This is a genomic window from Pseudomonas sp. NPDC086278, assembly GCF_050280905.1.
Taxonomy (GTDB): Bacteria; Pseudomonadota; Gammaproteobacteria; order Pseudomonadales; family Pseudomonadaceae; genus Aquipseudomonas.
Window position 1 is genome coordinate 1 of sequence record NZ_JBNNWE010000063.1, and the last position, 13,641, is coordinate 13,641.

Below are 13,641 nucleotides of genomic sequence, written 5' to 3' on the forward strand. Positions count from 1 at the left end.
ATCGCCTTGCGCGCGCTGGCGAGAAGGCCTAAGCCTGATGAACGAAGACTCCGATAACGCGGGGACTTAAGGTCACCATGCTGAAGCTGGACCCGTACATCAACGTTGACCCGGGCACCATGAGCCCGTTCCAGCACGGTGAAGTGTTCGTCACCCACGACGGCGCCGAGACCGACCTGGACCTGGGCCACTACGAGCGGTTCATCCGCACGACCATGACCCAGAACAACAACTTCACCACCGGCCGTGTCTACGAACACGTCCTGCGCAAAGAGCGCCGTGGTGACTACCTGGGTGCAACCATCCAGGTGATTCCGCACATCACCGACGAAATCAAGCGCCGCATCATCAAGGGCGCGGGCGATGCCGACGTGGCGATGGTCGAGATCGGTGGCACCGTGGGTGACATCGAGTCGCAACCGTTCCTCGAAGCCATCCGTCAATTGCGTTTCGAAGTCGGCGCCAAGCGCGCGATGCTGATGCACCTGACACTGGTGCCATACATCGCGACTGCCGGCGAAACCAAAACCAAACCAACCCAGCACTCGGTCAAGGAACTGCGTTCCATCGGCTTGCAGCCAGACGTGCTGGTCTGCCGTTCCGATCACCCGATCGACATCTCTTCGCGCCGCAAGATCGCGCAGTTCACCAACGTTGAAGAACGTGCGGTGATCGCGCTGGAAGACGCCGACACCATCTACAAGATCCCGGGCATCCTGCACTCCCAGGGCCTGGATGATTTTGTTGTCGAGCGTTTTGGCCTGCAATGCGGCAGCGCCGACCTGTCCGAGTGGGAAGCCGTGGTTGACGCCAAGCTGAACCCGGAACACGAAGTCACCATCGCGATGGTCGGCAAGTACATGGAACTGCTGGACGCCTACAAGTCGCTGATCGAAGCGATGAGTCACGCCGGCATCAGCAACCGCACCAAGGTCAACCTGCGCTACATCGATTCCGAAGACATCGAAAACCAGGGCACCGCGCTGCTGGAAGGTGTCGACGCGATCCTCGTGCCGGGCGGCTTCGGTCTGCGTGGCGTGGAAGGCAAGATCACCGCCGTTCAATACGCTCGCGAAAACAAGGTTCCGTACCTCGGCATCTGCCTGGGCATGCAAGTGGCCGTCATCGAGTTCGCGCGTAACGTGCTGGGCTGGAAAGACGCCAACTCCACCGAGTTCGATCGCGCCAGCGGTCACCCGGTCGTGGGCCTGATCACCGAGTGGGAAGACGCCACCGGCGCGGTCGAAACCCGTACTGAAACGTCCGACCTGGGCGGCACCATGCGCCTCGGCGCGCAAGACTGCCTGCTTGAGCCGGGTTCGCTGGTTCATGACTGCTACGCCAAGGACGTGATCGTCGAGCGTCACCGTCATCGCTACGAAGTGAACAACAACCTGCTGCCGCAAATCATGGCCGCCGGCCTGAAAATCTCCGGTCGTTCCGGTGATGGCGCGCTGGTCGAAGTGGTTGAAGCCCCGGATCATCCATGGTTCGTCGCTTGCCAGTTCCACCCTGAGTTCACCTCGACACCTCGTGACGGTCATCCGTTGTTCAGCGGTTTCGTTAAAGCAGCTTTGATTCAACACCAGAAGAAGGCGTAAATCTGATGGCGCAGAAGATCATCCGCGTAGGCGATATCGAGATTGCCAACGACAAGCCAATGGTTTTGTTCGGTGGCATGAACGTGCTGGAAAGCCGCGACATGGCGATGCAGGTCTGCGAAGAGTACGTAAAGGTCACCGAAAAACTCGGTATCCCTTACGTGTTCAAGGCCAGCTTCGACAAGGCCAACCGTTCCTCCGTGACCTCATACCGTGGCCCCGGCCTGGAAGAAGGCATGCGGATTTTCCAGGACATCAAGCAAGCCTTCGGCATACCGATCATCACCGACGTCCACGAGCCTGATCAGGCTGCGGTCGTCGCTGAAGTCTGCGACATCATTCAACTGCCGGCCTTCCTGTCGCGCCAGACCGACCTCGTGGTCGCGATGGCCAAGACTGGCGCGGTGATCAACATCAAGAAAGCCCAGTTCCTCGCCCCGCACGAGATGAAACACATATTGAGCAAGTGCGTGGAAGCGGGTAACGATCAGTTGATCCTTTGCGAGCGCGGTTCGAGCTTTGGCTACAACAACCTGGTTGTCGACATGCTCGGCTTCGGCATCATGAAGCAGTTCGAATACCCGGTGTTCTTCGACGTGACCCACGCGCTGCAAATGCCCGGTGGTCGCTCCGACTCCGCCGGCGGTCGCCGTGCCCAGGTAACCGACCTGGCCAAGGCGGGCATGAGCCAGTCGCTGGCCGGCCTGTTCCTCGAAGCCCACCCGGACCCGGACAATGCCAAATGCGACGGCCCTTGCGCCTTGCGTCTGGACAAACTGGAGCCATTCCTGGCCCAGCTCAAAGCGCTGGACGAACTGGTCAAGAGTTTTCCGACGGTAGAAACCGCGTAAAGCTCTTTTCTCCGGTAAAGTACCGCACGATTTAATGTTCAGGCCCTCGGGCCTGGGCCTTATCGTCCGCAAGTCTGCCCGCTGCACACCACTTGCCGACGGTAAAAGATTTCCTCTAGCTGCGTCGTTTTCGTCAACTTTGGAGTGTTTACAACAATGGCAAAAATCGTCGACATCAAAGGTCGTGAAGTTCTCGACTCCCGTGGCAATCCCACCGTGGAAGCGGACGTGCTTCTCGATAACGGCATCATCGGTAGCGCCTGCGCGCCGTCCGGTGCTTCCACTGGCTCGCGTGAAGCGCTCGAGCTGCGTGATGGCGACAAGAGCCGTTACCTGGGCAAAGGCGTACTCAAAGCCGTCGGCAATATCAACGGTCCGATTCGCGACCTGCTGTTGGGTAAAGACCCAAGCGACCAGAAAGCCCTCGATCACGCGATGATCAAGCTCGACGGTACTGAAAACAAAGGTTCCCTGGGCGCCAACGCGATCCTCGCCGTTTCCCTGGCCGCGGCCAAGGCAGCAGCACAGGACCAGGACCTGCCGCTGTACGCTCACATTGCCAACCTGAACGGCACTCCGGGTGTTTACTCGATGCCGGTTCCGATGATGAACATCATCAACGGTGGCGAGCACGCCGATAACAACGTCGACATCCAGGAATTCATGGTTCAGCCGGTGGGCGCCAAGACGTTCTCGGAAGGTCTGCGCATGGGCACCGAGATTTTCCATCACTTGAAAGCTGTGCTGAAGGCCCGTGGCCTGAGCACCGCAGTCGGTGACGAAGGTGGTTTCGCGCCGAACCTGGCCTCCAACGAAGACGCGTTGAAAGTGATCTCCGAAGCCGTGGCCAACGCCGGTTACAAGCTGGGCACCGACGTGACCCTGGCACTGGACTGCGCGGCCAGCGAATTCTACGAAGACGGTAAATACAACCTGTCCGGCGAAGGCCACGTGTTCACCTCTGAAGGTTTTGCCGACTACCTCAAAGGCCTGACCGAGCGCTACCCGATCATCTCCATCGAAGATGGCCTGGACGAATCCGACTGGGCTGGCTGGAAGGTTCTCACCGACAAGATCGGCGAGAAAATCCAATTGGTCGGCGACGATCTGTTCGTGACCAACACCAAGATCCTCAAAGAAGGCATCGATAAAAAGATCGCCAACTCGATCCTGATCAAGTTCAACCAGATCGGCACCCTGACCGAAACCCTGGAAGCCATCCAGATGGCTAAGGCCGCCGGTTACACCGCCGTGATCTCGCACCGCTCCGGCGAAACCGAAGATTCGACCATTGCCGACCTGGCTGTGGGCACTGCGGCTGGCCAGATCAAAACCGGTTCCCTGTGCCGCTCGGACCGCGTTTCCAAGTACAACCAACTGCTGCGTATCGAAGAGCAGTTGAACGGCAAAGCCAAGTACAACGGTCGCGGCGAGTTCCGCGGCTGATCGGTAGATGATAAAAAGACAGCGGATTGTGTCGGAAAAGTCGCGACAGCGATGAATTTGCCACTAATCTGATGCCTTAAGAGCACAAGCCTGGGTTTTCCAGGCTTCGTGCTGTCAGAAGCTTCAAGTTTTTGCATGGCTGTCTTTTTTCACTGGATACCTGATATTCGATGCGCAGTCCCAATTGGTTGTTCCTCGTCCTGCTCTTGCTGCTGGCTGGCCTGCAATACCGCCTGTGGGTGGGTAATGGCAGTCTGGCGCAAGTGGCCGAGCTGACTCAGCAGATCGCGGATCAACACGCTGAGAACGAAGGGTTGCTGGAGCGCAACCGGGTGATGGACGCCGAAGTCAGTGAGCTGAAAAAAGGCATGGAGACCGTCGAAGAACGGGCTCGCCATGAATTGGGCATGGTCAAGGACGGTGAAACCCTTTACCAGTTGGCTCAATGAACACTTCGTTACCGGCCTTCTGGGCCGTGATTCCTGCCGCGGGCGTCGGTGCCCGTATGGCCGCGGACCGTCCCAAGCAATACTTGCAACTGGGCGGGCGCACTATTCTCGAACACAGCCTCGGCTGTTTCCTCGATCATCCTTCCCTGAAGGGGCTGGTGGTCAGTCTTGCGGTTGACGATCCTTTTTGGCCGAACCTGGCGTACGCTGCCGATCCGCGCATTCAGCGGGTTGACGGCGGCGATGAGCGTTCGGGGTCGGTGCTCAATGCCTTGCTGCACCTGCACGCATTGGGCGCTGACGATGAGGATTGGGTATTGGTTCACGACGCCGCACGGCCGAATCTGGCCCGTGATGATCTCGATAAATTACTGAGTGAACTGGCGGATGATCCAGTGGGTGGGCTGCTTGCGGTGCCGGCGCGCGATACCTTGAAGCGGGTCGATAAGCACGGTCGTGTTATTGAAACCGTCGACCGCAGCGTCATCTGGCAGGCCTATACACCGCAGATGTTTCGCCTCGGCGCGCTGCATCGGGCATTGGCCGACAGCCTGGTGGCCGATGCGTTGATCACCGATGAAGCGTCGGCGATGGAGTGGTCGGGGTTGGCGCCACGGTTGATCGAAGGTCGCTCCGACAATCTCAAGGTGACTCGCCCTGAAGACCTGGAGTGGCTGCGCCAGCGTTGGGGTAATCGGCACTAGATTGTTTGCGTTTTCTCTACCGCTTTCGCGAGCAAGCCCGCTCCCACAGTTGAACGCGCGCTGCCGGTAGAGCCTGGTCAACTGTGGGGGCGGGATTGCTCGCGAAAGCGGTGGCTCAGGCAACAACCCTGTTCTTGAATACGCCTCAGCTTCGATACTCCGGCCGCTGCGCCAACCCTTCCTTCAAGTAATCCACCAACTTGCGCACCTTCGGCGACAAATGCCGTTGCTGTGGATAAAGCGCCCACACCGCAGTATTTGGCGGCTGATTCGCATCCAGCAACGAAATCAATTCGCCGCTTTTCAGGTGTTCGAGTACGTAATAGTCCGGCAACTGACACAGCCCGACGCCCTGTATTGCCGCATCCAGCACCGCTTGCCCACTGTTGCAGCGCCAATTTCCCTGGACTCGCTGGGAAAATTCCCGCCCGTTCTGTTCCAGTTGCCACATGTCCGAGCTGCCGATCAGGCAGTTGTGGCGGCTCAGCTCCGAGACGCTGTGTGGGCGACCATACCGTTCGACGTAGGACGGTGATGCGCACAGATACATCCGTCTGGGTGCCAGGCGTGTCGCGACCAATCGCGAGTCTTGAAGACGACCGAGACGGATCGCCAGGTCAAGACCCTCGTGCACCAGGTCGAGCGGACGATTGCTCAGTTCGATGTCGATTCGCAGCTGTGGGTACAACCCCATGAACCGCGTCACCAGCGGCACGATAAAGCGCTCGCCGTACGCCACGGCGCAGGTCATGCGCAGCATGCCTTTGGGTTCGCTGGTCAGGTCACCGACGGCACGCAGGGCTTCTTCGCGACCATCTTGCAGGCGCTGGCAATGTTGCAGAAAGGTTTGCCCGGCCTCGGTCAGCGTGACTCGACGGGTGCTGCGATAAAGCAGACGCGTCTGAAGTCGCTCTTCGAGACGTACGATCTGGCGGCTGACGTGGGAGGAAGAAACCCCCAGCCGCTCCGCCGCAGCCGTGAATTGGCTGCACTCGGCCACGGCAACAAATTCGTCGATCCCTTCCCAGCGGTTCTCGGACATTGATGATTATCCCTGTGTGGCAATAATGTTTTGCTTTTGTCCGGATTATTCACCGTATGCCGACGTATTACACTCCCTGTCTCGTTTAAATCACTGGAGAACCAACATGATCAAGTCGCGCGCTGCCGTTGCCTTCGAGGCCAAGAAACCCCTCGAGATCGTCGAAGTCGATGTCGCCATGCCCAAGGCCGGCGAAGTTCTGCTGCGCGTGGTTGCTTCCGGTGTCTGCCACACCGATGCCTACACACTGTCGGGCGCGGACCCGGAGGGCATCTTCCCGTCGATCCTCGGTCACGAAGGTGGCGCGGTGGTCGAAGCGATCGGCGAGGGCGTGACCTCGGTGGCGGTGGGCGATCATGTGATCCCGCTGTACACCCCGGAATGCCGCCAGTGCAAATTCTGCCTGTCGGGCAAAACCAACCTGTGCCAGGCGATTCGCGCCACTCAGGGCAAAGGCCTGATGCCGGACGGCACTTCGCGTTTTTCCTACAAAGGCCAGCCGATTTTCCACTACATGGGTACTTCGACGTTCTCGGAATACACTGTGTTGCCGGAAATCTCCGTCGCCAAGATCCCTAAAGAAGCGCCCCTGGAAAAAGTCTGCCTGCTGGGTTGCGGCGTCACCACCGGGATCGGCGCGGTGCTCAATACGGCCAAGGTCAAACCAGGTGATACCGTGGCGATTTTCGGCCTCGGCGGCATTGGTCTGTCGGCCATTATCGGCGCGGCCAAAGCCAAGGCCGGTCGCATCATTGCCATCGACATCAACCCGGCCAAGTTCGAAATCGCCAAGCAGCTCGGTGCAACCGATTGCATCAATCCGAAAGAATTCGACCGTCCGATCCAGGAAGTCATCGTCGACATGACCGATGGCGGCGTCGACTTTTCCTTCGAGTGCATCGGTAACGTTCACTTGATGCGTGCCGCACTTGAGTGCTGCCACAAGGGTTGGGGCGAGTCGGTCATCATCGGCGTCGCCGGTGCCGGTCAGGAAATCGCCACCCGCCCATTCCAGTTGGTTACCGGTCGCGTCTGGCGCGGTTCGGCGTTCGGCGGCGTGCGCGGCCGTACCGAATTGCCAAGCTATGTGGAAATGGCCGAAACCGGCGAAATCCCGCTGGATACCTTCATCACCCACACCATGGGCCTGGAAGATATCAACAAGGCGTTCGACCTGATGCACGAAGGCAAAAGCATCCGCAGCGTCATTCATTTCTGAGGTTGGTCATGAGCCTGGAAAATATCTCCTGCCAGAAAAGCTTCGGCGGCTGGCACAAACGTTACAAGCACCGCTCCGAGGTGCTCGGCTGTGACATGGTGTTTGCCGTGTACCTGCCGCCGCAAGCGGAGCAGGGCGGCAAGCTGCCGGTGCTGTACTGGCTTTCTGGCCTGACCTGCACCGACGAGAACTTCATGCAAAAGGCCGGCGCGATGCGCATGGCAGCGCAGTTGGGGCTGATCATTGTGGCGCCGGACACCAGCCCGCGCGGCGCCGACGTGCCGGGTGATCCGGATGGCGCCTGGGACTTCGGTCTGGGCGCCGGGTTTTATCTGAATGCCACGCAGGAACCTTGGTCCCGGCACTATCGGATGCATGACTATGTCGTGCAGGAATTGCCGTCATTGGTTGAAGCGCATTTCCCTGCGTCGGACAAACGCGGCATCAGCGGTCACTCGATGGGTGGCCACGGCGCGCTGGTCTGTGCGTTGCGCAATCCGGGGCGGTATCAGTCGGTGTCGGCGTTCTCGCCGATCAACAACCCGATGGATTGCCCTTGGGGGCAAAAAGCCTTTTCCCGTTTCCTGGGTGAAGACCGTTCGAAATGGCGGGAATGGGATGCCTGCGCGCTGATTGCCGAGGCCGAAGAGCAGCTGCCGTTGCTGGTGGATCAAGGTGATCGCGACGATTTCCTCGCCACCCAACTCAAGCCTGAAACCCTGCAACAGGCGGCCAAACTGGCCGGTCATCCGCTGACGTTGCGCCTGCAACCGGGCTACGACCACAGCTATTTCTTCATCGCCAGCTTCATCGACGACCACTTGCAACATCATGCGCGCGCTCTGAGCGCGTAGGGTTTGTTGACGTTCGGTGACGGCCGCGTTGCGCGCCAAGTTGCCCGATGCCGCGTTGCGGGATAGGCCAAGGGAACAACCATTGGCTGCATCCCGCGCGTTGCCTCACACACCTTGGCACTGCAACGCGGCTCGCCACCAAACGTCAACAGACCCAATGGCCGACAAAGCAGGTAGAATCACGCCCTGACAAAAATCGGGGCGTTTTTTTATGCGTATTGGCCACGGCTATGATGTGCACCGTTTCGCTGAAGGCGATTTCATTACTCTGGGCGGCGTGCGCATTGCACACGGCTTCGGGCTGCTCGCTCACTCCGACGGTGACGTCCTGCTGCACGCCTTGAGCGATGCCTTGCTCGGCGCCGCTGCGCTGGGTGATATCGGCAAGCACTTCCCCGACACCGACCCGACATTCAAGGGCGCCGACAGCCGTGCGCTGCTGCGTCACGTCGTCGCGCTGATCCACGCCAAAGGCTGGAAAATCGGCAATGTCGACAACACCATCGTCGCCCAGGCGCCGAAAATGGCCCCGCATATCGAATCGATGCGCGCGCTGATCGCCGCGGATCTTCAAGTTGAGTTGGATCAAGTGAACGTGAAAGCTACCACCACCGAAAAGCTCGGCTTTGTCGGTCGCGAAGAAGGTATTGCCGTGCATTCCGTTGCCTTGTTGTTGCGCGCATGAACGACGCGCAATTGCTCGGCCCGCGTGCCTACGGCGACGCCCTTGGCACGGCGGTTTTAAAAGCCACGGCGGAAGATTTTCAGGTCGATGAAGTGCTCGATATCCCCCTCAGTGGCGATGGCGAACACCTGTGGATCTGGGTGGAAAAACGCGGCCTGAATACCGAAGAAGCGGCGCGGCGAATCGCCAAGGCGGCGGGCGTGCCATTGCGCACTGTCAGTTATGCGGGCCTCAAGGACCGCCAGGCGCTGACGCGTCAGTGGTTCAGCGTGCAACTGCCCGGAAAGGCTGATCCTGATTTGTCGGCCGCTGAAAACGACACACTGAAAATTCTCAAGACCGGTCGGCACAAGCGCAAGCTGCAGCGCGGTGCTCACTCGGCCAATGGCTTCACTTTGCGCCTGACGCAATTTGCCGGCGACAAAGCGGCGATTGAAGCACGGCTGCAACTGATCGCCCGGCAGGGTGTTCCCAATTATTTCGGCGCCCAGCGCTTTGGCTTCGACGGCGGCAATGTGGTCGATGCCCGTGGGTGGGCGGCTCGCAAGGCGTTGCCCGAGCAGCGCAACGTGCGTTCGCGCCTGCTGTCTACTGCGCGCAGTTTTCTGTTCAATCAGGTACTGGCGGCGCGGGTTACCGATGGCACCTGGCAACGAGCGCAGGTTGGCGATCTGCTGGCTTTCACCGACAGCCGCAGTTTCTTCCCGGCAGGTGAAGCCGAGTGCAGCGACCCGCGCCTGGCAATTCTCGACCTGCACCCGACCGGCCCACAGTGGGGCGAAGGTGACTCGCCGGCGACCGGCGCTGTCCATGTACTGGAGCAGGAAATCGCCGCTCGCGAAGCAGACTTGCGCGACTGGTTGATTAACGCCGGAATGAGCCACGAACGTCGCATCCTGCGACTGCCCATTGGTGGGTTGACGTGGCATTATCCCGAGCCTGACATTCTGCAACTGGAATTCGTCCTCCCGGCCGGATGCTTCGCCACCGTATTGGTGCGCGAACTCGTCGATCTGGTGCCGGTGGGGCAGACGGACAGCCCATGCGTATTCTGATTTCTAACGACGATGGGGTAACCGCACCCGGACTCGCCGCGCTTTATGCTGCGCTGGCGGACTACACCGAATGCGTGGTTATCGCCCCGGACCAGGACAAAAGCGGCGCCAGCAGTTCGCTGACGCTCGACCGTCCGCTGCATCCGCACGCTTTGGCCAATGGCTTTATCAGCCTCAATGGCACCCCGACCGATTGTGTGCACCTGGGCCTTCACGGTTTGCTGGAGCGCCAACCGGACATGGTGGTGTCGGGCATCAATCTCGGCGCCAATCTGGGCGACGATGTGCTGTATTCCGGCACCGTGGCGGCAGCGCTTGAAGGGCGTTTCCTTGAGCGTCCGTCCTTCGCTTTCTCGTTGGTCTCACGGCAAGTGGAGAATCTTCCTACCGCCAGCTACTTTGCACGCAAGCTTGTCGAGGCCCACGCAGGCCTTGATCTGCCACCGCGTACGGTGTTGAACGTGAACATTCCCAACTTGCCGCTGGATCACATCCGCGGTATTCAGCTGACTCGCCTCGGCCACCGGGCGCGGGCGGCGGCACCGATGAAAGTGGTCGATCCGCGTGGCAGATCCGGCTACTGGATCGCCGCGGCCGGGGATGCTGAAGACGGCGGCCCAGGCACCGACTTTCACGCGGTAATGCAAGGCTATGTTTCCATCACCCCACTGCAACTGGATCGCACCTTCAATGATGCCTTCAGAAGTCTCGATGGCTGGCTGGAGGGGCTGCGTTAATGGCTCGTGAACAAGACGATATTCTGCGCCGCGGCATCGGGATGACTTCGCAACGAACCCGCGAGCGTCTGATTCAGCGCCTGTATGAGGAGGGGGTTTCCAACGCCAAGGTGCTGGAGGTCATCCGCCGTACGCCGCGTCATCTGTTTGTGGATGAAGCGCTGGCGCACCGCGCCTATGAAGACACGGCGCTGCCGATCGGTCACAACCAGACCATCTCCCAGCCTTATATGGTGGCTCGCATGAGCGAGTTGCTGCTGGAGGCCGGCCCGCTCGACAAGGTCATGGAGATCGGCACCGGTTCGGGTTATCAGACGGCTGTCTTGTCGCAGCTGGTCGAGCGGGTGTTCTCGGTGGAACGCATCAAGGTTTTGCAGGACCGGGCCAAGGAACGCCTGGTCGAACTGAACCTGCGCAACGTGGTTTTCCGTTGGGGCGATGGCTGGGAGGGCTGGCCGGCATTGGCGCCTTATAACGGGATTATTGTCACCGCGGTGGCCACGGACGTCCCTCAGGCGTTGCTCGATCAACTGGCCCCGGGGGGGCGGCTGGTCATACCGGTCGGATCCGGTGAGGTGCAGCAATTGATGCTGATCATCCGCGAGGAAAATGGCTTTTCCCGACACGTTCTGGGGGCAGTGCGCTTTGTGCCATTGCTCAACGGGCCACTGGCCTGAGCATTTGTTCAGGCGTGCTGAATTCTCGTCGCTTGCTTCTGTCTTACAGCGGCAACGAATGGTTAAACGGGAATCATCGCCCGTCGATAAACGTGTGCGCGAAGCCATATCGCTTCATTAAAGGTAAAGCCCGTTCGGCCCGTTATACTTGCGACACTTTGTGCCGAAACAGGGCAATCCACATTTTCAGCCACCAGAAAGGGAGCGGCGGGTGAGTCTCACAGTCATTGCGCAGCGTATGAGTACAAAGAGCTTTCAGCGCCTGTTGACTGGCCTCGTCTTGAGCACCTTGCTGGTCGGTTGCTCCAGTTCCAAAACGAGTGACGTGCGCGTTGTCGATCGCAACAATGCGGTCGCCCAGCGGCCGGCAGTGACCACGGGGCAGTACGTCGTCCGTCCTAAAGACACGCTGTTCTCGATCGCTTTTCGCTACGGCTGGGACTACAAAGCCCTCGCCGCGCGGAACAACATTCCTACGCCGTACACGATTCATCCGGGTCAGACAATTCGCTTCGATGGGCGCCCGGGTTCAACGTCGGCGCCGGTCGCCACTGCGTCGGACTCAACGCCTTCGTCATCGCTGAAAACCACGGTAATCCGGCGCCAGCCGAACGGCGCAACGACCAGTACAGCAGTGGTTGCACCGTCCGTCGCCAGCAAGCCGGCACCCGCTCCATTGCCTCCCGCCGGTCCGGCCCCGACCGGCTGGGGATGGCCATCTAATGGCATTCTGATTGGAAAATTCTCTTCAAACGGTAGTTTGAATAAAGGAATTGATATCGCCGGGGATTTGGGACAGCCTGTTTTAGCTGCGTCTGATGGGACGGTGGTATACGCCGGGAGTGGCTTAAGGGGCTACGGCGAATTAGTCATCATCAAACACAGCGATACCTACGTCAGTGCCTACGGACATAACCGCAGGCTGTTGGTTCGGGAGGGGCAGCAGGTCAAAGTCGGACAGACAATTGCCGAAATGGGGTCAACGGGTACAGACCGGGTGAAACTGCATTTTGAGATTCGCCGACAAGGTAAACCTGTAGATCCGCTGCAATTCCTGCCACGTCGTTGATTTGTTGTCAGCCTGTTCCGTCACGTAGAGGGAACAGGCTCCAGCGTTGCCAAGGATAAAGGCGCCGCTTGAGCTTGAGGTCGAACTCACCAAAGGACTATAACAATGGCTCTCAGTAAAGAAGTGCCGGAGTTTGACATCGACGATGAGGTTCTCCTGATGGAGACCGGCATCGGTACGGATTCGATGTCGAATGATGAAGGGGCTGCTCCACCTTCCGTTCGTGCCAAATCCAAACACTCCGCTTCGCTAAAGCAGCACAAGTACATCGACTACACGCGGGCACTCGATGCCACGCAGTTGTACCTCAATGAAATCGGGTTCTCCCCATTGCTGTCTCCGGAAGAAGAAGTTCATTTTGCGCGCTTGTCGCAAAGTGGCGATCCGGCCGGACGCAAGCGCATGATTGAAAGTAATCTGCGGCTGGTGGTGAAAATCGCCCGGCGCTACGTCAATCGTGGGCTGTCGCTGCTGGACCTGATCGAAGAGGGCAACCTCGGCCTGATCCGGGCGGTGGAGAAGTTCGACCCCGAGCGCGGCTTCCGCTTCTCGACCTACGCCACGTGGTGGATTCGTCAGACCATCGAACGCGCGATCATGAATCAGACCCGGACCATCCGGTTGCCGATCCATGTGGTCAAGGAACTCAATGTGTACCTGCGGGCTGCACGGGAGCTGACGCAAAAACTCGACCACGAACCCTCACCCGAAGAAATCGCCAACCTGCTGGAAAAACCAGTGGCAGAGGTCAAGCGCATGCTGGGCTTGAACGAGCGGGTTTCCTCGGTCGACGTCTCGCTGGGTCCGGATTCGGATAAAACCCTGCTGGACACCCTGACGGACGACCGTCCTACCGATCCATGCGAGCTGCTGCAGGACGACGACCTGTCCCAGAGCATCGATCAATGGCTGTCGGAGCTGACCGACAAGCAGCGCGAAGTGGTGGTGCGACGCTTCGGTCTGCGCGGTCACGAGAGCAGCACGCTTGAGGATGTGGGCCTGGAAATCGGCTTGACCCGGGAACGAGTCAGGCAAATTCAGGTAGAAGGCCTGAAGCGTCTTCGCGAGATTCTCGAGAAGAACGGCTTGTCGAGCGAGTCGCTGTTTCAATAAGTGGCTGGTATTGACCGGTAGTAAGAGACCCCGAATGATTCGGGGTTTTTTATTGCCTGTAAGTTCAGGGGCAACAGTCGCAGCTTTGTAGTCTTGCGTTGTAAGTCTTCGCTTACTCTCTCGTAAGTGTTCGTTATGT

General features: G+C 59.3%; 14 protein-coding genes. 13 read left to right on the top strand and 1 reads right to left on the bottom strand.

Annotated elements, in window-relative coordinates; translation table 11 throughout:
* Window positions 1-53: 53 nt before the first annotated feature.
* The 5 genes from ACQKP4_RS19175 (at window position 54) to ispD (ending at window position 5,051) form a co-directional block, all read left to right on the top strand.
* Window positions 54-1,601 (top strand): CTP synthase, encoded by a 1,548-nt coding sequence (locus ACQKP4_RS19175; RefSeq protein WP_427635246.1) that lies wholly within the window; start codon window positions 54-56, stop codon window positions 1,599-1,601.
* Between the two features lie 5 nt (window positions 1,602-1,606).
* Window positions 1,607-2,452 carry a 3-deoxy-8-phosphooctulonate synthase gene (gene kdsA, locus ACQKP4_RS19180; RefSeq protein WP_427635213.1) on the top strand — a complete coding sequence of 282 codons (846 nt, stop codon included), beginning with the start codon at window positions 1,607-1,609 and terminating at the stop codon, window positions 2,450-2,452.
* A gap of 156 nt (window positions 2,453-2,608) precedes the next feature.
* Window positions 2,609-3,898 (top strand): phosphopyruvate hydratase, encoded by a 1,290-nt coding sequence (gene eno / locus ACQKP4_RS19185; RefSeq protein ID WP_427635214.1) that lies wholly within the window; start codon window positions 2,609-2,611, stop codon window positions 3,896-3,898.
* A gap of 170 nt (window positions 3,899-4,068) precedes the next feature.
* On the top strand, window positions 4,069-4,347 hold the full coding sequence (gene ftsB / locus ACQKP4_RS19190) for a cell division protein FtsB (RefSeq protein WP_008028992.1): 279 nt from the start codon (window positions 4,069-4,071) through the stop codon (window positions 4,345-4,347).
* Window positions 4,344-5,051: a 2-C-methyl-D-erythritol 4-phosphate cytidylyltransferase gene (gene ispD / locus ACQKP4_RS19195; RefSeq protein ID WP_427635215.1), complete on the top strand. Its 708-nt coding sequence runs from the start codon at window positions 4,344-4,346 to the stop codon at window positions 5,049-5,051. The genes ftsB and ispD overlap by 4 nt, the downstream gene beginning before the upstream one ends.
* A gap of 145 nt (window positions 5,052-5,196) precedes the next feature.
* Here ispD and ACQKP4_RS19200 read toward each other — a convergent pair whose 3' ends face one another.
* On the bottom strand, window positions 5,197-6,093 hold the full coding sequence (locus ACQKP4_RS19200) for a LysR substrate-binding domain-containing protein (RefSeq protein ID WP_427635216.1): 897 nt from the start codon (window positions 6,091-6,093) through the stop codon (window positions 5,197-5,199).
* A gap of 106 nt (window positions 6,094-6,199) precedes the next feature.
* Here ACQKP4_RS19200 and ACQKP4_RS19205 point away from each other — a divergent pair, with 106 nt between their 5' ends.
* From ACQKP4_RS19205 to rpoS, 8 genes are all read left to right on the top strand, one after another.
* Window positions 6,200-7,312, top strand: coding sequence for an S-(hydroxymethyl)glutathione dehydrogenase/class III alcohol dehydrogenase (locus tag ACQKP4_RS19205; RefSeq protein ID WP_427635217.1), 1,113 nt, complete (start codon window positions 6,200-6,202; stop codon window positions 7,310-7,312).
* A gap of 8 nt (window positions 7,313-7,320) precedes the next feature.
* Entirely contained in the window at window positions 7,321-8,166 is an 846-nt protein-coding gene (fghA, locus tag ACQKP4_RS19210; RefSeq protein WP_427635218.1) for an S-formylglutathione hydrolase, read from the top strand.
* Between the two features lie 211 nt (window positions 8,167-8,377).
* Entirely contained in the window at window positions 8,378-8,851 is a 474-nt protein-coding gene (gene ispF / locus ACQKP4_RS19215) for a 2-C-methyl-D-erythritol 2,4-cyclodiphosphate synthase (RefSeq protein ID WP_427635219.1), read from the top strand.
* Window positions 8,848-9,906 carry a tRNA pseudouridine(13) synthase TruD gene (gene truD / locus ACQKP4_RS19220; RefSeq protein WP_427635220.1) on the top strand — a complete coding sequence of 353 codons (1,059 nt, stop codon included), beginning with the start codon at window positions 8,848-8,850 and terminating at the stop codon, window positions 9,904-9,906. Before ispF ends, truD begins: the two co-directional genes overlap by 4 nt.
* Window positions 9,894-10,643 (top strand): 5'/3'-nucleotidase SurE, encoded by a 750-nt coding sequence (gene surE, locus ACQKP4_RS19225; RefSeq protein WP_427635221.1) that lies wholly within the window; start codon window positions 9,894-9,896, stop codon window positions 10,641-10,643. The genes truD and surE overlap by 13 nt, the downstream gene beginning before the upstream one ends.
* 41 nt (window positions 10,644-10,684) lie before the next feature.
* The gene (locus tag ACQKP4_RS19230; RefSeq protein WP_427635247.1) at window positions 10,685-11,320 is read left to right on the top strand and encodes a protein-L-isoaspartate(D-aspartate) O-methyltransferase; all 636 of its coding nucleotides are present in this window, start codon (window positions 10,685-10,687) and stop codon (window positions 11,318-11,320) included.
* A gap of 211 nt (window positions 11,321-11,531) precedes the next feature.
* Window positions 11,532-12,389 (top strand): peptidoglycan DD-metalloendopeptidase family protein, encoded by an 858-nt coding sequence (locus ACQKP4_RS19235; RefSeq protein ID WP_427635222.1) that lies wholly within the window; start codon window positions 11,532-11,534, stop codon window positions 12,387-12,389.
* A 105-nt stretch (window positions 12,390-12,494) separates the two neighbouring features.
* Window positions 12,495-13,502, top strand: a complete 1,008-nt coding sequence (gene rpoS / locus ACQKP4_RS19240) for an RNA polymerase sigma factor RpoS (protein WP_056856224.1) — start codon at window positions 12,495-12,497, stop codon at window positions 13,500-13,502.
* Window positions 13,503-13,641 lie beyond the last annotated feature (139 nt).

What these genes read in the sequence shown, in the direction of transcription:
- kdsA (WP_427635213.1), top strand. Translation starts at nt 1,607, where the DNA reads ATGGCGCAGAAGATCATCCGCGTAGGCGATATCGAGATTGCCAACGAC.
- eno (WP_427635214.1), top strand. Translation starts at nt 2,609, where the DNA reads ATGGCAAAAATCGTCGACATCAAAGGTCGTGAAGTTCTCGACTCCCGT.
- ftsB (WP_008028992.1), top strand. Translation starts at nt 4,069, where the DNA reads ATGCGCAGTCCCAATTGGTTGTTCCTCGTCCTGCTCTTGCTGCTGGCT.
- ispD (WP_427635215.1), top strand. Translation starts at nt 4,344, where the DNA reads ATGAACACTTCGTTACCGGCCTTCTGGGCCGTGATTCCTGCCGCGGGC.
- ACQKP4_RS19200 (WP_427635216.1), bottom strand. Translation starts at nt 6,093, where the DNA reads ATGTCCGAGAACCGCTGGGAAGGGATCGACGAATTTGTTGCCGTGGCC.
- ACQKP4_RS19205 (WP_427635217.1), top strand. Translation starts at nt 6,200, where the DNA reads ATGATCAAGTCGCGCGCTGCCGTTGCCTTCGAGGCCAAGAAACCCCTC.
- fghA (WP_427635218.1), top strand. Translation starts at nt 7,321, where the DNA reads ATGAGCCTGGAAAATATCTCCTGCCAGAAAAGCTTCGGCGGCTGGCAC.
- ispF (WP_427635219.1), top strand. Translation starts at nt 8,378, where the DNA reads ATGCGTATTGGCCACGGCTATGATGTGCACCGTTTCGCTGAAGGCGAT.
- truD (WP_427635220.1), top strand. Translation starts at nt 8,848, where the DNA reads ATGAACGACGCGCAATTGCTCGGCCCGCGTGCCTACGGCGACGCCCTT.
- surE (WP_427635221.1), top strand. Translation starts at nt 9,894, where the DNA reads ATGCGTATTCTGATTTCTAACGACGATGGGGTAACCGCACCCGGACTC.
- ACQKP4_RS19230 (WP_427635247.1), top strand. Translation starts at nt 10,685, where the DNA reads ATGACTTCGCAACGAACCCGCGAGCGTCTGATTCAGCGCCTGTATGAG.
- rpoS (WP_056856224.1), top strand. Translation starts at nt 12,495, where the DNA reads ATGGCTCTCAGTAAAGAAGTGCCGGAGTTTGACATCGACGATGAGGTT.